This window comes from Mannheimia cairinae (assembly GCF_028649535.1).
GTDB lineage: Bacteria > Pseudomonadota > Gammaproteobacteria > Enterobacterales > Pasteurellaceae > Mannheimia > Mannheimia cairinae.
This window is the reverse complement of sequence record NZ_JAQSJE010000007.1, coordinates 202,652-220,643: the sequence shown is the minus strand read 5'-3', so window position 1 is coordinate 220,643 and position 17,992 is coordinate 202,652. Positions and strand designations below refer to the sequence as shown.

General features: G+C 41.5%; 21 protein-coding genes and 1 pseudogene. 1 reads left to right on the top strand and 21 read right to left on the bottom strand.

Features of this window, described 5'->3' with window-relative positions; genetic code table 11:
- Nucleotides 1–246: 246 nt before the first annotated feature.
- The 11 genes and pseudogenes from PTQ27_RS07920 to PTQ27_RS07870 form a co-directional block, all read right to left on the bottom strand.
- Nucleotides 247–723: an enoyl-CoA hydratase gene (locus PTQ27_RS07920; protein WP_273749867.1), complete on the bottom strand. Its 477-nt coding sequence runs from the start codon at nucleotides 721–723 to the stop codon at nucleotides 247–249.
- On the bottom strand, nucleotides 716–1,348 hold the full coding sequence (locus PTQ27_RS07915) for a DUF4376 domain-containing protein (RefSeq protein WP_273749868.1): 633 nt from the start codon (nucleotides 1,346–1,348) through the stop codon (nucleotides 716–718). Before PTQ27_RS07915 ends, PTQ27_RS07920 begins: the two co-directional genes overlap by 8 nt.
- Nucleotides 1,349–1,365: 17 nt before the next feature.
- Complete coding sequence (locus PTQ27_RS07910) at nucleotides 1,366–3,429, bottom strand: tail fiber protein (RefSeq protein WP_273749869.1); 2,064 nt, start codon at nucleotides 3,427–3,429, stop codon at nucleotides 1,366–1,368.
- Between the two features lie 9 nt (nucleotides 3,430–3,438).
- A complete protein-coding gene (locus tag PTQ27_RS07905; RefSeq protein WP_273749870.1) occupies nucleotides 3,439–4,005 on the bottom strand; it encodes a phage tail protein in 567 nt (188 codons plus the stop codon).
- Nucleotides 3,998–5,100 (bottom strand): annotated as a pseudogene (locus PTQ27_RS07900) (baseplate assembly protein). Before PTQ27_RS07900 ends, PTQ27_RS07905 begins: the two are co-directional and overlap by 8 nt.
- A gap of 5 nt (nucleotides 5,101–5,105) precedes the next feature.
- Nucleotides 5,106–5,471 (bottom strand): GPW/gp25 family protein, encoded by a 366-nt coding sequence (locus PTQ27_RS07895; protein ID WP_273749871.1) that lies wholly within the window; start codon nucleotides 5,469–5,471, stop codon nucleotides 5,106–5,108.
- Between the two features lie 57 nt (nucleotides 5,472–5,528).
- The gene (locus PTQ27_RS07890) at nucleotides 5,529–6,083 is read right to left on the bottom strand and encodes a phage baseplate assembly protein V (RefSeq protein WP_273749872.1); all 555 of its coding nucleotides are present in this window, start codon (nucleotides 6,081–6,083) and stop codon (nucleotides 5,529–5,531) included.
- Complete coding sequence (locus tag PTQ27_RS07885) at nucleotides 6,070–7,134, bottom strand: phage late control D family protein (RefSeq protein ID WP_273749873.1); 1,065 nt, start codon at nucleotides 7,132–7,134, stop codon at nucleotides 6,070–6,072. Before PTQ27_RS07885 ends, PTQ27_RS07890 begins: the two co-directional genes overlap by 14 nt.
- Nucleotides 7,127–7,357: a tail protein X gene (locus PTQ27_RS07880; protein WP_273749874.1), complete on the bottom strand. Its 231-nt coding sequence runs from the start codon at nucleotides 7,355–7,357 to the stop codon at nucleotides 7,127–7,129. The genes PTQ27_RS07885 and PTQ27_RS07880 overlap by 8 nt, the downstream gene beginning before the upstream one ends.
- A complete protein-coding gene (locus tag PTQ27_RS07875) occupies nucleotides 7,350–8,273 on the bottom strand; it encodes a phage tail protein (protein ID WP_273771124.1) in 924 nt (307 codons plus the stop codon). The genes PTQ27_RS07880 and PTQ27_RS07875 overlap by 8 nt, the downstream gene beginning before the upstream one ends.
- Nucleotides 8,273–11,065, bottom strand: coding sequence for a phage tail tape measure protein (locus PTQ27_RS07870; RefSeq protein WP_273749055.1), 2,793 nt, complete (start codon nucleotides 11,063–11,065; stop codon nucleotides 8,273–8,275). The genes PTQ27_RS07875 and PTQ27_RS07870 overlap by 1 nt, the downstream gene beginning before the upstream one ends.
- A gap of 37 nt (nucleotides 11,066–11,102) precedes the next feature.
- Between PTQ27_RS07870 and PTQ27_RS07865 the strand changes: the two genes are divergently transcribed.
- Nucleotides 11,103–11,399, top strand: coding sequence for a hypothetical protein (locus tag PTQ27_RS07865; RefSeq protein ID WP_273749056.1), 297 nt, complete (start codon nucleotides 11,103–11,105; stop codon nucleotides 11,397–11,399).
- Here PTQ27_RS07865 and PTQ27_RS07860 read toward each other — a convergent pair.
- The 10 genes from PTQ27_RS07860 to PTQ27_RS07815 all read right to left on the bottom strand — a co-directional run bounded on the left by PTQ27_RS07860 (nucleotide 11,396) and on the right by PTQ27_RS07815 (nucleotide 17,924).
- The gene (locus tag PTQ27_RS07860; RefSeq protein WP_273749057.1) at nucleotides 11,396–11,515 is read right to left on the bottom strand and encodes a GpE family phage tail protein; all 120 of its coding nucleotides are present in this window, start codon (nucleotides 11,513–11,515) and stop codon (nucleotides 11,396–11,398) included. The two genes, PTQ27_RS07865 and PTQ27_RS07860, sit on opposite strands and share 4 nt — an antisense overlap.
- A 29-nt stretch (nucleotides 11,516–11,544) precedes the next feature.
- Entirely contained in the window at nucleotides 11,545–11,826 is a 282-nt protein-coding gene (locus PTQ27_RS07855) for a phage tail assembly protein (RefSeq protein ID WP_273749058.1), read from the bottom strand.
- Nucleotides 11,827–11,917: 91 nt separating this feature from the next.
- Nucleotides 11,918–12,436, bottom strand: a complete 519-nt coding sequence (locus PTQ27_RS07850) for a phage major tail tube protein (protein ID WP_273749059.1) — start codon at nucleotides 12,434–12,436, stop codon at nucleotides 11,918–11,920.
- 12 nt (nucleotides 12,437–12,448) lie between these two features.
- Nucleotides 12,449–13,840, bottom strand: a complete 1,392-nt coding sequence (locus tag PTQ27_RS07845) for a phage tail sheath family protein (RefSeq protein ID WP_273749060.1) — start codon at nucleotides 13,838–13,840, stop codon at nucleotides 12,449–12,451.
- A gap of 10 nt (nucleotides 13,841–13,850) precedes the next feature.
- Nucleotides 13,851–14,354, bottom strand: a complete 504-nt coding sequence (locus PTQ27_RS07840; RefSeq protein ID WP_273749061.1) for a Gp37 family protein — start codon at nucleotides 14,352–14,354, stop codon at nucleotides 13,851–13,853.
- Nucleotides 14,355–14,789, bottom strand: a complete 435-nt coding sequence (locus PTQ27_RS07835; protein WP_273749062.1) for a gp436 family protein — start codon at nucleotides 14,787–14,789, stop codon at nucleotides 14,355–14,357.
- Entirely contained in the window at nucleotides 14,789–15,106 is a 318-nt protein-coding gene (locus PTQ27_RS07830; protein WP_273749063.1) for a hypothetical protein, read from the bottom strand. Before PTQ27_RS07830 ends, PTQ27_RS07835 begins: the two co-directional genes overlap by 1 nt.
- A 64-nt stretch (nucleotides 15,107–15,170) precedes the next feature.
- Nucleotides 15,171–16,109, bottom strand: coding sequence for a hypothetical protein (locus PTQ27_RS07825; RefSeq protein WP_273749064.1), 939 nt, complete (start codon nucleotides 16,107–16,109; stop codon nucleotides 15,171–15,173).
- Nucleotides 16,110–16,118: 9 nt separating this feature from the next.
- Nucleotides 16,119–17,234: a peptidase gene (locus PTQ27_RS07820; protein ID WP_273749065.1), complete on the bottom strand. Its 1,116-nt coding sequence runs from the start codon at nucleotides 17,232–17,234 to the stop codon at nucleotides 16,119–16,121.
- 225 nt (nucleotides 17,235–17,459) lie between these two features.
- Nucleotides 17,460–17,924, bottom strand: a complete 465-nt coding sequence (locus PTQ27_RS07815) for a phage virion morphogenesis protein (RefSeq protein ID WP_273749066.1) — start codon at nucleotides 17,922–17,924, stop codon at nucleotides 17,460–17,462.
- Nucleotides 17,925–17,992: the final 68 nt, after the last annotated feature.

Here is a 17,992-nt window from a genome sequence, read left to right as displayed (position 1 = left end):
TGTAGCGAGCCAAAAAAACTACGAAATAAAACCACAAAAAAAGCGAAAGCTAAGCAGCATTATATTTTCTTAGTTTTTATGGTTAAACAAACGCCCTTTAAATCATCATTAAAGGGCGTTTAAATTTAGAACTTATAAACCATATTATCCTCATACTTGCCGTTATAGCTTGCAGAGGTTTGTACAACTATGCGTTGAGCCAACAGGTTGGGTGGCTCTAACACCCTCCCTGTCGCTATATTTTACCTATGTCATTGGCTTACCTCTCAATATTGCTGATAAGTCATTTGGGCTAAATCGCCAGCCCTCATTACTGTTTTTGATTAAGTTAAAACACCACTCAGAACAAAAATATTTATCCTGATTTTGTTTAATGCTTAGTACAATCCCCAGTACACCTCGCCAGTCGTAAGGCTTGCCATTTGTTGCAGAAAAATGGGCTTTAATTTGCTGCTCGTGGACATTTGGTAACTCAATTAAATCCCATTTGCCGTCATCAAGATTAATAACTGTTTGTCGCACACCACTATCACGAGGGCTTGAGGTATAGCACTCATACCATACCTCTCGGTGGTAATGGTCTTTAATCTCGCTTTTTTGTACAGCAATCTCGCAATGTGAGTATTTGCCTTTGGTCACTTTGCGGATAATCCAATCCGTTAGGCGGTCATACAGGCTACCACCGTAGCCCTTGTAGAGAGCAAGATAGACTTTATTACTCATTGCCTAGATCCTTGAGGTAGTCGTGATAACATTGTGTCCAACCTTTAGAGTAATCGTACTCTAAAGGGTTTGCCATTTGTTCAACCGCTGCCTTATGGCGTAATGCGTTAGCGTGATTGTCTGTCTTAGCTTGCATTAGGGCTTGCCAAATTACCATCAATTTAGCCTTGTCAATCATCAGGATTGAGTTATCTGCACAGGTCCACGCAATCTCCATATCGCCAAATAAATCATAGCTTGCTTTGACCGATAAGATATTACGTTCGGCGGTGGCATCGGTATCAATCCATTTACCCACTGCCTCAACATACACTCCACCATTGATTTTACTGTCACGCAAGGCGTTGATTGCCTCTCGAACCTTTGCAATATCTTCAGCTTTTTTGGCCGCTTGTAAAGTTGCTGATAATACCCATTGCCCATCTTGCCACTCATGATATGGGCTTGGAGCTTTGCCTGATGTTTTGATGCAGCCCCCCTCAACCCAAACCATACCACCACCAGTCACGCTCTCTGATATTGCATTAATCTCATCCTCGGAATTAATGGCATACCAACCATCAGGGGTAATACTATCACTTGGATGATCATCAAAAACCCCTTGCTCAATGTTGTACATTTTCATTTTTCACACCCTAAACTCTAAAAATCAACCCAGCCAATACATTGTATAGATGCTGTGGCATCTCTACCATCAACACCTATTACCGTAATCTGACTACCACTTGCTCTATTAGCGCTTAACACAATGCGCCCCCCACCAACATCATTAGCTACAACACTATAATTTGCAGCCTTAAACGACTCCGGCAGATTTAGCGTGGTACGCCCACAAACATCAGCTCTTAACGTTACAATCATTAACCCACCTGCATCAGACATAGGGATTTTGTACACCTCCGCGCCATGATAATGTCTTGGGTATGCGGTATATCTATATCTATTTTTATGATAGATATCCCCATCCAAGGCCATTGTCCCATTTTTGCGTGGGATATTTATTGCTGCCTCATTTTGATTGGTTGCTCCGCGGTAAACAATATTACCTATATTGGATGAGCTGTCAGGGGTTGCCTCAACAATTAATTGCTTGCCCGAGTTATTTAGCAATGCAATCTTTGACCAATCCCCGCTATTAACCACCAAATTGCCCAATAATGTACCACCTGTAATAGGCAGTTTATCCAACCCATCAATCCTTACCCAATCACTCCAACCCGACGTAGCTTGGTTACGCACAAACATATAGCGAGTATCATAAGTAATATAGGTCTGCATTACCCCATAAGCCGAGTTAATTACCTGCAATGCCCCCGCTTTGGTATCAGGATAATTACGTTGAGTTGTCGCATTTGCGTTTGCTCCTTGCCCATATAAACCCGGGGTGGTTATCAAATTAAGATTTTCGGTTGTTAATGCCTTGGTTAAAGCAGCATCAGTAATGCCGTAACCGGATAACGTCGTTGCCGGAGATTGCTTGGCATCAGCTGTGTGTTGAGCAGCGTCTGCTGCAGCTTTAGCCTCAGCACCTTTATCGTAAGCAGCTTTAACCGCAGCACTAGTCGCTACTGTATCTGTTCTAGTGCTATTCGTAGAGTTTGATCTTTTAGAGTTGAGAATGTAGTTACCAATAACACTATTCACCCAACTCTGATATGCTACAAACTCAGTAGTTCCAGATTTTGGAAAAAATGCACCATATTCCCGGTTGCCCGATGAATCGAAATAAGCAACCGCATAAAAATTCGTTGAGCCATCTGGAGAACCTTGTGTTAGAGTATATTTACCGGAGGTGTTGTAGTGCATAATACTATTGTAATCGCTACCACCTTGGATTGTTAGATTACCTAACAATGTCCCGCCTGTAATAGGCAATTTATCCAACCCATCAATCCTTACCCAATCACTCCAACCCGATGTAGCTTGGTTACGCACAAACATATAGCGAGTATCATAAGTAATATAGGTCTGCATTACCCCATAAGCCGAGTTAATTACCTGCAATGCCCCCGCTTTGGTATCAGGATAATTACGTTGAGTTGTCGCATTTGCGTTTGCTCCTTGCCCATATAAACCCGGGGTGGTTATCAAATTAAGATTTTCGGTTGTTAATGCCTTGGTTAAAGCAGCATCAGTAATACCATAACCTGATAACGTAGTTGCCGGTGATTGTTTAGCGTTAGCTGCACGTTGAGCTACGTCTGCTGCAGTCTTAGCCTCAACCCCTTTATCATATGCGGTTTTAACCGCTTGTGAGCTTGCTACAGTGGTTTGACTACTGGAGTTTACGGCATTACTAATATCTGTTTTATTGACCTTTTGATTCAGCCCACTTGTCATATCTAATCTTGTCTGAGCAAGAGATTGAGCAATTGCTTTACCAGCTTTAGCAGTAAGGGCAAGTGATTCGCTATCTAAACCAGTATCATTAGTCAGCTGTACTAAGCCCTTAGTCGTCAGGCTGGCAAGGTCAATCTCGTGGGTATGCCCGGTTAAATCATTACTATTACGAGTGGTTGCAGTGATCTTTTTCGGGTTAATGCGTTGCCCTGCCTCGGTGAGTAATTTACGCAAATAAAGCGTGCGGTTTGCCAAATGCTTAATCGGCTTATTGGTTACACCATTTTCTCCTCCGTGTACGGGGTCGTTTTCTTCAATTCGATAAACGTGGTTTTCCCACTGTGCGGTTTCTTGTACGCCTGCCATAATTTATCCTTAACTTGAGCCGTGGTTATATGTGCCGTTATAGGTTGCTTTGTTGTTGTATCGTATTGGTGCGGCTTTATAATCTAAAACGGCGAGAGAGCAACGTGCTGGAGCAAAATTGCGTAATACCTTACGGATATTACGAGCTTGTTCATTGGTAATCGGATTACTGAGTCGAATTGCATAATATGCCCAACGTTCATTTTGAGGGATAGCGGTTACTGTGGTATTTTCATACAGTCTGTTTTTCAGCCCTTCATCAATCTCAATTTCACCCAATCCTAACCGTCGTAATACCTCACGAATTGACCACGGAGTGCCTTTTAGTCGGTGTAGTTCGATCGCCCCTTTAATTAACGCCCGTTTCGAGTTTTCACTATCGGCAACCAACAAGCCATCGTAGCCGGTCACCGACCATTTTTCTGCCAATAGAGGGATACATTCATCGCCCAATAAATCCACCAGCGTGGTCATAATTTGCGAAGTATCCAGCAAATTTAACCTCTTGCTTAAGTCCGCTAATGCCTTATATTTAAGGTCTCGCACAATAATGTCAGCATATTGCAAATTAGCCATTACTGCGTTCCTCTTCAACTTCTACGCTGATTGCTGTACAGTTCGCCCATTCAGTTTCGTTGATAATGGTTTTGCCCGGCTGAATTAAATTCACATCGTAAACCCCTCGACTCTTAAGGCGGCAATGATGGCTGAAGGTACAATATCTAAGCCGAGTTTTTTGGTTTTATCAGATAAATAGAGTTGTAATGCCTCTCGGGCTTGGGTTTTCACCAAATCTTCGCGATACCCCTCTAACAATGTTAAACGAGCAGTAATTTGATAACGACGTTCTGTTGGCTTGATTACCTCAACCGTATCGCAAAGCGGACGTAACCGTTCGGCACTGACGTGTTTTTTTATATCCTCAAGCAATCGGGTATCGGGTAACCCGTTTTTAGCTAGCACCGCAATCCGCACTAATCCGCCACGAGGCGTAGAAATGTTCACATCAGCAATATCTTGCGAGACAGAGCGGACATGGTAATCATAAGCGGCAATAGAGCCACAGTTACTAAAGGCTTCCGGTGCAGCTAAAATTCGCTTACGGTAAGTTTCATCTTCTTCCCGCATTAACCCACCGCTTGGATGGTCTCGGTTTTCTACTATCACCTTGTAAATTGTTTCGAGAGGAGTTTTGAGCTTTTTGATTCGTCCAATCTCCCAGCCATTACCAACCGTGCCGATACGGTTACATTCCGCCTCAACTTCCACATAAGAGATAAGCGGTGTAATGACCTCATCATTTAAGGTACTGAAAAACAGCTCATCATCAACAGAGACTTGCGTGCCTTTCGGGATAACAATAGAGGTATGCTCGCCACTTACCGTAAACCGTAGTAACGTACGTGCAGGTTTAGCCTGTAACCGATAACAACCAAAAGTCTCACCACACAAATCCAAAGCAATCCCCGTTGCAAATTGCGGAAAAGTTTGTAAAAAGGCATGGTTAATACCTTTGCGTAATAACTGCTCACGGTAGGCATAAGTTTGAATAATGGAGCGTTCAATGTGTGCCGGTTGAAGCGTTTTGCCGGTGCGTTTTTCGTAATCGGCAATCGCTTCGGCAAGCACCGTTTTCACATCTTCGTCAATAATTTTGATTGGTTCGGTCATTATGTTTAGCCTACAGTTGTACGGTAGATTTCACGGTAAATATCATCGGTTAAGTGCCACATCACGGTAAAAGTAAAATGTGGAGCTTCTCCCTCTACAATCACCTCTTCAATCTCAATCCGCTTTTCCCATTTTTGCAGGGCGGTTGTGATTTCTCGCACAAAATTTGGTATAGCAACATCTTCCGGGTAGTCGATATATTGAAAATGGTCTGAGCCAAATTCAGGGCGTAAAATATCCGTGCCTTTTTGAATTGAAAGGATATTGGCAATACAGAGATGAATATCATCAATGCCTTGCACCACCTCAGCAGTATCGGTTGATGGGGCAAGTTGCCAGTGGGTTGATTGAATTGAGTGTTGTCTATTCATAGCCCTGATGATACAGGGCTATCTTTAAAATGGATTTTAAACAGGTTTAAAGATTATTTAACGAGGTGTGCCGGAGAATTTATTTCCACTTTCAACGCCACTGTGGGTATGTGTGCCGAGTTCAATGCTGCCTTGTTTTACTTTAGGAGCAGATACTTCAACATCTGAAGTGATTTTGCCCGTGGTGTGTAATGAGCCATTCACGGTTGTATCCGCATTAATCGTGGCTCCACCTTTGGCTGTTGCGGTTAAATGACCACTTGTACTCACCACCACATCGCCCGTCTTGCGATTGTGCGAAATTTCTGTACCATTGCTAAATTTCTTAACCCACAAATCACTATCAGCAACCGGTGTTGGGTCTTGCTCGTTGTAAATTGCCCCTAATACACAACCACCTTCGCCTTGATGGTCAAGTAATATTGCCACTAACTCGCCCTTATCCGGCAAGCAGTAAAACTGATTGCCACCGGCATTAGGGGTAAGGAACGAAAGCCAAGCGGTTTCCAAATCTTCAAGAGCAGGGATTTTACACCGTACCTTGTGAGTTTTCGGATCAACTGCTGACACAATCCCTTCCTGATAGGTCGCCCCGAAATTATGGGTCTGCATTGGTTGCCTCCATACCTAATGTGATTAAATCATCAGCGATAAATTCCAACATTCTGACCTCAATATGAGTAGTATAGCCACCATTACGGCTAATCGTATGGCGTGACGATTTAATCAGATACTTGCCACTAAACACGCCCAAGTTACGCAATAAAATCGTTGCTCCGGCAACTAATTTCGGGTTGCCGATTAACTCAATATCACCCGCAGACTGATCTTCATTTTGCTCGGCAAGAGCCGCTTCGCCCCGTGCTTCAATCTGTTCTTGGGACTCGCCTCGTGCTACGATTTTCAACGTATCTTCGCTTGCCGCTTTTGCTTGCTTGATATTCTCCCGCAACGCTTTTGCTTTTTTGCGTTTTTTCACTACTTTTTTACCGCTTGTATCATAGCCGCTGATTTCCACGGCTTTTGCGGTATCTTTGATACGGTCACGCAAACGCAGAGAGAGGGTATCTTGCTCTTCCAAAATCAACACCGGCTCACTTTGTCCCAATTCACTTTTATCAGTAAACACCAACTGATTACCGACAATTTTAAAGCTATGGTGATACTCCCGGGCAAGTCGTGCTAAAAATTCCACGTCTCGCTCTTGATATTGAGTAATGCGTTTAATTGGGATCGCTTTAATCTTACCGACTACCTTTAATTTCAGGTTATCAGCAACCTTTGCTACCACCTGAGCCAGAGTTGTGTTTTCATAGGCTTTGGGTTTTAAGGTGCGGTTAGCTTTGCTAATGCCGGTGCTAAGGGCTTTTAAGTTAATGGTTGAGGGTTTATAGCTATATTCCACCTCATCAATTTCAAATTCCCCAATATCCGTTAATACATTATCTTTATAGCCAATCGCTGCTCGTAATTTATCCCCTTGAGTGGGGAACCATTGACGAATCCATTTACCGCTAATATCTTCAAACTCCACCGTCAGCTCGTCTGATTGCCCTTCAAGATGGTCTGTGTAGATCAGCTGTACCAAATGCGGCTCAATATCAGCCGTAATGTTGGTTTTCTCATAAAACAGCGAGAAGTCGGGTTTTGGTACATTACTCATCAGCCCCCCTTAACCACGGTGGCATATTTTCATTATTGGTTGGCTTCACATTCAGCACAGGGATATAAATAACAGCTCCTGTCGGCAATACCTCACAAAAGCTAATATGCGGATTAGCATCTATAATACGTCCATATTCAAATGCATTACCGTAGTATTGATAACTCAAGTTATCCCAACGCTCACCTTGTTTCACAATGTGTTTAAGCAATGTTTCAGCCATTTTCCACCTCTGATGTTTCATCAGTTCGCAACACAATCCAAGCGGTCATTTCTGCTACCGGTTTTGCAAGGTTATCAAAACTCTCTGATACGCTTGATAAGGCATTATCTGCCGGTACAACCCAATTCGCCCAATCATTACCACTTTCGGCATTACTCAAACTATTTTTCATTGATTCAAGATCTGCATAAATCCCACCAACTTCTTGGCTAAATCTCACCGCAGCCGGTAACATTGCGTGCAAATCTCCCAACACGCTGGCAAACCCGGTAATCTCTCGAAAACTCCCTAACGCACCATCTAAATTACCCAATACACTGGGTAAATAAGCTAATGCTGTTGATGGGTCGTTTTTCAACTGACGAATTACTGCAACGGTGTTTTGTACTTCATCAATCAACCGCTTACCTCGGTTATAAAGCTCTACACCACGATTAATCGCCGTTTTTGCCTTAGAAAAGGCGGATACTGCACCGCTTGGCAAAATAGAGCCTAGTAATGAATTACTACCAAAATTTAATGCCTCTCCCAACAAACCACCGTCATTATCACAGACAAACTCTTTTAGGCTGATTTGCATCTCTCGGGCAAGGGCATTACCTTTACCATCGGTGAATAATGTGGTTGAGGAAATATCTACGATCACATAATTACCTTTATACTTACTGCCCCAAATTAAAGCCAACGCCTCCTGTTTAGCTTTTGCCGACAGCAAGGCTTGATAACGGCTTTCAACGCCCCCGATTTTATGATGCAGCCGAATAGCAAAACTCAACTCATTGAGTTTTTCGCCCATTGCCTGTAAACGAGGTTTACCTTTCAACACCGCGTGTTCGGCAAATTCAGCGGTATGTTGCTCGCTAAATTCGGTTAAATCCACCGGCTCAAAAGCAATATTCCCCAGCATAAAATACATCAGTAAGCCCTCCGTTGTCGTTGGTCAAGCACTCGGTCAAGCAAACGCTCGAATTCCACCAAACTCATATTTAATCCCTGCTGCACTTGCTCTGTTACGCTTTGAGCCGTGTTCCTCCCATTTACATTGATGGTCGGATTAAAGTTCACCACAATATGATGATTCTCTCTCGTGGCTTTGGCTTGCTGTTGCTCATAAACCTGTTGTAAAGAAACATATTCACTCGGTTGGCGTTTTGCATTGGGGTTAAAATCCGGTGTTTTTAGGCTTGGTTGATTTAAGCCAAGCAAATTACTAACAAAGTTCGCCCCAAATTTGACATCGTCCCAGAGTGAGCCTAACAAGCCTTTTTTCTCGTTTAATATTGGTTTAACGATAGTTTCAACCTTATTTAAAACAGGCTCAAATTTGACTGCATTCTGTAGCTTGTCTTGTGCCTGCATTCGAGCAATATATTTTAAGCGTTCATTTTTTGCTGACACTTGGTTTGGCACAGCTATTTGTGTTTTCGGTGTTAATATTTTCGATTCTTTATGGGGCGTTATTTTTGGTACTTTTGGCGCCTTGATTGGTTTTATTACAGGTGCATCAAGAGTTTTAGGTGCTGCTTTTTGCATTTGTTGCCCCATAGCCAATACAGAATTAGTTGCTTGCATAGCTGTTTGAGCAATACCAATCGCTAAGCCTTGACTTATATTATCGCCATACCCCATAAATACACGGCTCGGCGAGTGAATACCCAGCTTTTCGGCAAACCAATTTTTAATTCCAGAACCTAATTCAGTAACAACTTGTTTTGCACCCTCCCAAGCATTTCTAATACCATTTACCAAACCATCAATGATATTTTTACCAAAACCACTAAATGTAGTAGGTAAATCAATGCCGAACCAGTTCAGTACCGAATTAAAGGCTGTCATAAATAAGGCTAATGGGTTAAAACTAAGGATAATATTACCTAATGCAGAAATATTGCCACTAAATAAGCTCTTGAAACTATCCCATAAGCCAGAGAACCAGCCCTTAACACCTTCCCAAGCATCAGACCAAATACCTGTGATGTTATTCCAAAGCGTGCTGGCAAATTGATAAAAATTGTCAAAATAAGGTTTTATTGTTGCCCATAAGTTGAGAAAAAATCCCTTAATCGGCTCCCAATACTGGTACACTAATAGTGCAACAGTACCAATGGCAATTAATGCACCAATAGGACTCGCAAGCATTGCCCTCCCCAAAAATAGAAAGGCTTTACCAACTCCCACAATGGCTTTCAAAAATATGCCACCAAACATCTTTGCTAGGGAAAAAGCTGCTGCAAATGTTGCTTTGAGTATTACAACAAAACCTTTCATAATGCCAAGATTAATTTTGATAAATAGCTTGGCAAAAGATAAGCTCAGATCTAAAAATTTAAGGCTTAATAATCCTGCAACTCTCACTAATGCCCAGATGATATTGAAAAATCCAGTAAACCCTTTGTATACACCAAAAACGCCAAACGCAAGCCCAGATAACAAAGCCTTTAATGCAAAGAACCCTACTGAAACAGTTGCTAAACCAGCCCCAACTAATAAGAATTGATTAACCAGCTCTTGATTTTTCCCAATCCATTCAACTACGCCATATATAATAGGTTTAAGATCATTAACCACATTATTGATAAGTGGTAAGAATTTTGCCCCAATTGTTATACCAAGCTCGGAAAAACTGTTTTTTAATAGTTGTAAGTTATTTTCAGTCGTGGCACTACGGCTTTCAAACTCCCTTTGCATTGAACCTAAATACTTCAATTCTCCCTTTTCATCTGTTTCCTGAAGTAGCTGTAATTGTCGGTTATATTCGCCTGTGTTTTGTGCAAGTAACATCACATCATCAGCGTATTGTTTCCCAAACATTTTGGCTAATAATGGATATTGCTTATCTTTTGGTAGTTTTTTGACTTTCTCAATAAAGCTGGTAATCGCTCCTTGAGCGTCTTTATTCACTGCAGCAGCAAAGGATTTTGTGGTAAATCCAAGAGCTTTTAATTCCTCTTGATGTTTGCCCGCTTTAAGTTCAGCAAAAGCAGATGTCATACCTTTCATTGCTTGTGCAGCAAGTTCAGGGGCTTTACCCATTGATAAAAAAGTTGAACCCAATGCAGCCGCTTGATTTTCTGTTAAGCCTAGCATTCTGGTGTCTGAACCTGCCCGAGCAATTACATTGACAATATCAGAGGCTTTTGCATTGGCATTATCCGAAAGATAGTTAATAGCATCACCAAACTTAGCCATTTCTTGAATAGGTTTACCAAGGACATTCGCCATTGTTGCCATTGCAGTACCAGCATCGCCAGCAGCCATATCAAATGCCACGCCCATTTTTGCGGCATCTTCGGCATATCCCAATAGATTTTCACGAGCAATGCCAGCTTGCCCACCAGCTGCTACAATGGCTGCAATTTCTTCTCCTGCCATAGGGATAGTGCGAGTTAATTTAAGGATATCTTGTTCCATTTCCTTAAATTGCTCAGGTGTATCAAAATTCACCACCTTTTTAACATCAGCCATTGCACTTTCAAATTGCATTGCGGGCTGAGCAAGTCCAAAAATAGACGAGCCAATGGCTGTTGTTGTTGATATTGCACCACCAATACCTTTAATTACTCCTTTACCCAATGCGCCAAATTTGGCTTGAGTAGATAAGGAATTATCTCTTAATATGTTTAACTCATTCTTTAAACCTCTCAATGCACTTACTGCACCACCTACAGAGGCCCCAATAACTAAAGATATTGCTAAATTTGAAGACATAATTTATAGTTCCAGTAAATCGTTAAGAGGGAATGCTATGTTGAAATTTTTTGATACTGTTTTTCTGATTGTGGGAGCTATCGTTCTTGCATCATTAACGATGGGCTTAGCTTTTTATGGATTGATTGCATTTTCAAATATAGTTGGAATATTTATACTAGGTATAGTGATTACTATAAGCTTGTTATATCTAGTTAAACTGACCAAGAATTCTGCTCAATTCAATCAAACACCTTCAAAACTTTTACAAGCCAGCAACCCAACATTACGTAAAATGCAAAATAAGATTTGGGATAGTTTCCGTCTTGAATCTAATAAAGATAAAAGCCGCTAAACAGCGGCTTTTGTATATTGAGCATTAACTTGACGTTGAGCTTGTTTTAACCACCGTTCAATATCTTCTAAAGTCATTTCTTCAACTTCGCTTGGTTGCCAGCCATACCACCACATCAAATCTGCAAGTGCTTTATCTAGTTCCTCTAAGCTGACTTTCCCTTTTGCATCTCTTTCAATGCACTTTGGAGTTTATGATAATCAGCAATGTCTAGTTCGGCAATGTCTTCCATTACTAATCCTGTTAATATTGAGAGCAAATAAAACTCTTGGTCAGCCTCATTTTTCTGGTTTTGAGCATTACGTAAATCTTTCGCTTTAGCACGGCGTAATTTCAACTCTGTAATGGTCTTCCCATGACCATCTTGAATTGGATAATCTAATTCAATAGTTTTGAAAATTAATAGTTTATCTAATTTTTCAGACATAAAAAACTCCTTTGTGAGTGGTTGTTGTTTAACTTCACAAAGGAGTTTAATTAAATAGCGTTTAAATTGATTTTAAACTGCTTGAAAGAATTTACTGCCCGATATTGGTGCGGAATTTCTGCAATACATCCACACCATTTACACGGTAGATATTCGCCAACACATCAATAAATAATAGTTCACGTCCAGCCACTGTTTGTTTGATAGAGAATACATTTAAGGTGTCTGCAAATTCCGCATTTTCTTTATTTTTGTGTCCTGTACCACCAATTTTAGCGGCTGACACATTCATGATTGTAACCATTGGTTCTTCTGCAGCTAAGCCTTGAGAGTTAAACACTTGCAAGTTAGAGCGGATCATCAATTGAGTGTTTTTGTATGGATTAAGCAAGACAGCTCTGATTTCAGGATAAAAGCTATCCCAAGTAATTTCTGCTTCAATCGCATTCGTACCAGCAGGCAATTTAATCACACCATGTAATCCTAAGCCTTTGTGTTCAATTCCCTCAAACTCAATATCAGGGATTTTTACTTCGTTAGCTCGGCCCATTTGGCTGTTGCCATTGATATACACATTGGCGTTTACAATTTGGTTAATTGCAATACTCATTTATTTTTCTCCTTATCGTTGTGACACAAGGTTCGCCAAATATTTACGGGTCATTACCGATTTATTGCTGATTCGCTCACCCGGGATTTTCGGGGTATAGTCATAGACTAATGGGATTTGACCACGGCTAAAGGCATCAACCAAGTCATATTCGTAATCTAAGCCCACCGAATAACCAACCAACGATTTTTGCGTACGTAAGAAGGTATCAATGGTTTCAAGGAAGCTATCCAATAATGCATCATCAATCGGCAAATCAATGAATTGCAACTCGGCTTGACGAATAGACTCATCAATAATATCGCCAGTACGTGATGCAACTTCAAAATTGCTAATATGTGTATCAGTTGGGAAGTTTGATGAGCGGTTGCCCCATAAGCGGAAACCTGTACCGAAACTGTTAAAAATAGTCGTGATACCGACCGCATTTAAGCTATTCGTTTCCGATTGAATATCATCTACCCGAGCAGTAAGCGGCATTTCCATACCGATTACCCCTTTCAGCTCTTTGTTAGACGTACTGAACCAGTAACCCTTTTCCACATCAATCAACATACGCAAACCGGCGGCGTGGGTGGCAAGGCTTTCAAGCGAGTTACTAGACCCCAACGCATAAGGGAAAAAGTGGCGAACATTCTCGTTACTTGCTGAAGCATTGATAGTCCCCATTGGTCCACGCCCTTGAATGACTTTAGAAAGGCTTGTGCCTTTCGGCAGCTGAATATAGGCTTTAGCGTGCATTTGGTCGGCAAGGGTTGCCAACGCTGCTGCACAGCTCGCAGTTTTATCAAATTCAGGACAGATTAGAATTTTGGCATCTGCACCGTATAAGTTAAAGCCATCACGCAACAATTCAAAGCCTTTGCGTTTTCCGGTTAAGCTGTCCACGCCACCTTTAATATCGTCTTCGGTAACTTTAGTTGGGTCTGCGTAGATATAACTTGCGGTTAGTCCTTCTTCTCCAGCAAGAGTTGTTAAAGTAATAGTGCCATTTTGTAAATCAAGGCTGTATTCGCCCTCACTTAATGTTCGTCCACCGATTTTTACATCAATCAAGTTAATTAAACCTTTATGTTGCGTGGTCGCAATAAGCGTGTTAGAGTCTTGAGTTAAGACTTCATCGGTGATTTCTGTTCGGTGTTTTGCTGGGTCTAATACATTAACGACATACACCTTACCTGCCGCATAGCGGGCTAAAATATCAAAGGCATCCGGTAGGGTATAACCTTGTTCTAAAATAGTGCCGAATTTAGCAAAATCTTTTTTAGTTAAACAGACGGTCAATTCATTAACTGCACCGATTGGGGCTGTACCGACAATGCCGATAATAGCACTATCAACCACCGATACCGGCACAGAGCCACCGTTTACTCGTTCGGTTTCAGAACCGTGATGGAAAGTCATATTCTTTCTCCTATGATTTAAGTTTTAAGTCCGGACGAACCGGCTGGTCAGCTCGGCGAAGATGTGCCGTTGTAAATTTCGGCAGATTTTCGACCGCTTGGTGTTGTACTTGCTGGGTTTCAGTCTGCACAATCAACTGATATTGCCACACACCAGTTTCCTCGCTTGAGCCGTTAAAAAATTCATCAATCAGCCAGCACTCGCCGCAGTTTTGAGGCTTAAACCCCACCACAAATAACCGCAATTTATCCAATAAATCCAATGCTCCAACGTCATTGTGCAAATCACGGGTGAGTACCGTTAAAGCAATTTGCACGTGGCGAACCTGTAACACCGCTTGCGTGGTGCGAGGCTTCTCAAACTTACTGGCTAAATAGCTAATCAACACCGCACCGTTAATGTGCGAAAGGTGATAGGTGCTTGGGTCATTTGGGAAGAGTGCCACTTCCCATTCGGGTAAGGCTTGCCGTAAATGTTGGCAAATATCCTCTAAAATCGGTTGTGTGGCTGACATCTAGTAATGGCTCGTATCAATGCGTGCATTCGCACGGACTTCATATTCATTGTTATCAGGTAGCAAGTCGTCCGATTGTTCCGTCTTACTTTCGGCAATTCCCAAATGGAGTTTACCGTTTGCAATTTGTTCCAATTCTTTCACCGCTTGCTGATGGGTCTTTTCGACCGTATCTGGCATTTTAGTTTCGGGACGACGTGCATAAAGCCAATAGCGGGCAAGGGCTAATGCGTGCTGATTGATAAGCGTTGGCACTTCCGAAAGCGGTAAGGTGTAGCGAGAGCGTAACGCTGCATCGATACGTTCATTGGCAACTTTAACAGCCTTTTCAAGCACCTTTAAATTTGGCTCGGTTGCTGTCGGCTCATCATTACTGAGCTGCACAATAATCTTGCGACTAAAATCGGTCAGTAGCTCATCAATCCGGATATACATTATTTTTTCTTGCCTTTTGTTTTTTCTGCTTGTGCGATTTTTTCTTCAGCGAGTTTTACGTCATCTTCCGTTACCGCATCAGGCTCACTAGTTTCAGATTTATCATCTTCTTTAGGGGGTTCATCTGTAGTTGGTTCTGGCTCTTTAGGCGGTTCTGGCTCTTTAGGCGGTTCTGACTTTTTAGGTGCAGTTTCTACCGCTTTTAAGTTGATAGCATTGTTTTCGGCTTTCTCTGCTGTTAATTCAATTTCTGCACCAATTTCATAACGTTTGCAGTTGTGTAACATAGGGGTGTTAAGTACAGTATATTTAGGCATAGTATTTCCTTCTGTTTAGTTAGTTTTATAAGGGTGTAGCTATACACCCTTAAACATTACTTAATTAAGCAATACAATTTTTAATTAAATAACCAGCTGCTTTACCGACGATATAAGGCTTGTGAATATCGGTTGTACGCACAATTTCAACTTTTCCGCCATTTTCAGTATATAAATCAACATACAAACCTTTTTTACGGCGTACGGTATAACCGAAAGATGGTTCATAAATGTTTTGTTTTGATTCATTTGATGCTGGTGCTACATAAGCAAGTACAATTGCTTTTGACCAAATATCGGATAATTGCCCACCTGTTTCGTAAACAGCTTCACCCACAACTACTTTGTCAATCTTGATTAGTTTTGCAAAGTCTTCTGGCGCTAAAACCGCTGTGCTAACGTATTTAATTTTGTCTAATACTTTAGGGTGCTCGCTTAAAACTTCCCATACATCACCAGAAATAGCACAGACATTCGGCTTACGACCTGTAGAACGTTTCACGGCACGAATACCAGCTTTAATGGCTGCAATCGGGTCGCTTTCAGGGTCATTAAACTGAGATGTTCCAGATAATGTTACTTTATGATCTGTATCATAATTTGCTTCATTTAATGCAAGGTCGGCGCATTGTTTCTCACGGCCTAATGCAATAACGTCTTGAGTAACGTTCGTCGCATATTGACGTAATGGATAAACACCTTCAGCATCATTGATTTCACGTACATCAATCGGATATTCAATATCATTTTCTTCCAATACAACTGTTAATGAACCGATATCTTCAGGTGTTAAACGGTTTGATGCACCACGTAATTCGCGCTTAGTTGTTTGCAAACGGAATGCGAGGCGACCAAAAGTTGGGATTTTTCCACCTTCTTTTTCTGTTTCTGCTACCGGGAATAAAACTTCAGAAATCATATTAAGGTTGTAATAACCCTGTGCTAATTCAGTTAAAACAGGGTCAACAACACGATGTGCTTGTAATGTTGTTTGAGTTGTCATAAATATTCCTTATGAGTTGATTGCGTTAAATGCGGCAACATAGCCAACATTATGTTCTTTCATATAAGAGCGAATAGCTCTATCCATTTCAATCGCTTCTAGGGCAGTACCTTCAGCATATTGCACTACATCATTTTCTTGCGGATTAGCTTTATCAGCCGTTGCTTGCTCACCAAACTGAATAATCTGTGGCGATTGCGAAAGTGCAGACTTAAACTGTGAAAGTACATCTTCACCTTCGTTAAACTCAGGCTCACGGCCAGCTTTAAGTTCTGAAAGGTTATTTAAAGCCTGTACAAACGCCTCTTTTACCACTGGGGCGAGCTTGCCTTCTTTTACTAAGCCTTCGCAAAATTCAGCATTTTCAGCCTTTTCTTCAGCTAAATCTGCTTCTCGTTTTTCAGCTTCAGCTTGGGCTTTTTCGGCTTTTAACTTATCGTTTTCAGCTTTTAAACGTTCAAGCTCTGCTTTCTCTTCTGCACTCATTTCAGGTTCTCCTTCTGGTTGTGCGGGTTCGTTAAAAATCGGTTCAGGCGTTACCTGTTCGGCTTGCACCTGTTTAATAATTTGTTCACGCATTGCATCTTCTTTTAACCAGTCCACTTCGTGTGGCGGAAGGGCTTTATTTGCCTCATCAACACCAAATTTGCTGACTAGCCAATCACGCAAACGGCTAAATAGATTGGCTTGTCCCCATTCCGAAAACTCAACAAACTCATCGTCTTCGGCAAACTCCACCTGCTTTAAGCCTTTCACCGCCGGTGGCATCGCCCCTAGAAACCCAACGTGGCGAAGCGATAGCACGCCTTTATGTGGGTTATTAGGGCTATCAGGTAAATAAAACGCAGCCGACACTTTTTTGAATTTGCCAGTGGCGACCATTTCTGAAAATTCGGTGTCTAGTTGATCCACGTCAGCTTTCAACACATCGCCCTCAAGTGAGAGAGCTTTTACCCACCCCCAAGCAGGGTTGTTTGATTTCGGGTGTCCTATTACAAGCGGTGCTTCGTGAAATTCTGGATTATATGTAGCAACAGTCTGCTGTAACATTTCTGGGGTAATGTCCATTAAAACGCCATTGGCGTCATAACGTTTACCAGCTTTAAAAATTTCGATTTGGGTCATATTGCCTCCGTTATGGGGCAATAATAAGGAATGAACGGGGGAATAGCTTTTAAACTAATTTAAAGATTTTTTGAAAGGATTTTAAGAAAAGGAAATTTATCGCAATATGCAATACCGTTTAAATGCCGTTTAAATCGCTCTGCAAGCGTTTAAATTTTTCTAACCGAATAATCAGGCGAATAGAAAATAAAAACGCACAGAGGTATTTCTATGCGTTAAATTTGATTATTTCCCCATCCTACTAATAATTTGGCTCAAATGGTGTTCAGCTTTACGCAAAAGTAATTGTTCATCTTTGTTACCTGCACCCAACCATGGACGTTCCGGTATAGTCACCTTCTTACCTCGTCCTGCATTACCTCCGAATTGATGTAAACGGGCATAGATTTCAGCTGAACCAAATTCGATGCCATCATTTAACACATTGTAAGCGGTTTTATCAGCAAGATAGCCATCTTGTCGCAAAATCTTGGTAGATTTGCCCCGCTTGCGTTTTAAGGCAAGCGTGCTATCAGCTAACGGTTGCCAATGTTTTCCATCGGGTTCTTGTTCAGCCTTAAAGCGAGCAGTATGAATTTTCTTTAAGGTTTCCCCTAAAATCCCATACAGTCGCCGAGGTTGCTCAAGCTGACTGGCAATTTTTTGCAAAGCATTGACCACTTGTGTGTCATTAAGTGTGATTTTAATCATGGTTGCTAATTTATTTTGAATTTCTTATTGTTGATAAAAAAATAATTTAGGCGTATAGTAACTTTACT

Bases quoted from the DNA above. Each gene is read 5' to 3' on its own strand.
- PTQ27_RS07830 (WP_273749063.1), bottom strand. From the start codon at position 15,106: ATGCCTAAATATACTGTACTTAACACCCCTATGTTACACAACTGCAAA.
- PTQ27_RS07865 (WP_273749056.1), top strand. From the start codon at position 11,103: ATGTTGAAATTTTTTGATACTGTTTTTCTGATTGTGGGAGCTATCGTT.
- PTQ27_RS07860 (WP_273749057.1), bottom strand. From the start codon at position 11,515: ATGTGGTGGTATGGCTGGCAACCAAGCGAAGTTGAAGAAATGACTTTA.
- PTQ27_RS07825 (WP_273749064.1), bottom strand. From the start codon at position 16,109: ATGACAACTCAAACAACATTACAAGCACATCGTGTTGTTGACCCTGTT.
- PTQ27_RS07880 (WP_273749874.1), bottom strand. From the start codon at position 7,357: ATGGCTGAAACATTGCTTAAACACATTGTGAAACAAGGTGAGCGTTGG.
- PTQ27_RS07920 (WP_273749867.1), bottom strand. From the start codon at position 723: ATGAGTAATAAAGTCTATCTTGCTCTCTACAAGGGCTACGGTGGTAGC.
- PTQ27_RS07815 (WP_273749066.1), bottom strand. From the start codon at position 17,924: ATGATTAAAATCACACTTAATGACACACAAGTGGTCAATGCTTTGCAA.
- PTQ27_RS07835 (WP_273749062.1), bottom strand. From the start codon at position 14,789: ATGTATATCCGGATTGATGAGCTACTGACCGATTTTAGTCGCAAGATT.
- PTQ27_RS07875 (WP_273771124.1), bottom strand. From the start codon at position 8,273: ATGTATTTTATGCTGGGGAATATTGCTTTTGAGCCGGTGGATTTAACC.
- PTQ27_RS07850 (WP_273749059.1), bottom strand. From the start codon at position 12,436: ATGAGTATTGCAATTAACCAAATTGTAAACGCCAATGTGTATATCAAT.
- PTQ27_RS07820 (WP_273749065.1), bottom strand. From the start codon at position 17,234: ATGACCCAAATCGAAATTTTTAAAGCTGGTAAACGTTATGACGCCAAT.
- PTQ27_RS07905 (WP_273749870.1), bottom strand. From the start codon at position 4,005: ATGGCTAATTTGCAATATGCTGACATTATTGTGCGAGACCTTAAATAT.
- PTQ27_RS07915 (WP_273749868.1), bottom strand. From the start codon at position 1,348: ATGAAAATGTACAACATTGAGCAAGGGGTTTTTGATGATCATCCAAGT.
- PTQ27_RS07855 (WP_273749058.1), bottom strand. From the start codon at position 11,826: ATGTCTGAAAAATTAGATAAACTATTAATTTTCAAAACTATTGAATTA.
- PTQ27_RS07890 (WP_273749872.1), bottom strand. From the start codon at position 6,083: ATGCAGACCCATAATTTCGGGGCGACCTATCAGGAAGGGATTGTGTCA.
- PTQ27_RS07885 (WP_273749873.1), bottom strand. From the start codon at position 7,134: ATGAGTAATGTACCAAAACCCGACTTCTCGCTGTTTTATGAGAAAACC.
- PTQ27_RS07845 (WP_273749060.1), bottom strand. From the start codon at position 13,840: ATGACTTTCCATCACGGTTCTGAAACCGAACGAGTAAACGGTGGCTCT.
- PTQ27_RS07840 (WP_273749061.1), bottom strand. From the start codon at position 14,354: ATGTCAGCCACACAACCGATTTTAGAGGATATTTGCCAACATTTACGG.
- PTQ27_RS07910 (WP_273749869.1), bottom strand. From the start codon at position 3,429: ATGGCAGGCGTACAAGAAACCGCACAGTGGGAAAACCACGTTTATCGA.
- PTQ27_RS07895 (WP_273749871.1), bottom strand. From the start codon at position 5,471: ATGAATAGACAACACTCAATTCAATCAACCCACTGGCAACTTGCCCCA.
- PTQ27_RS07870 (WP_273749055.1), bottom strand. From the start codon at position 11,065: ATGTCTTCAAATTTAGCAATATCTTTAGTTATTGGGGCCTCTGTAGGT.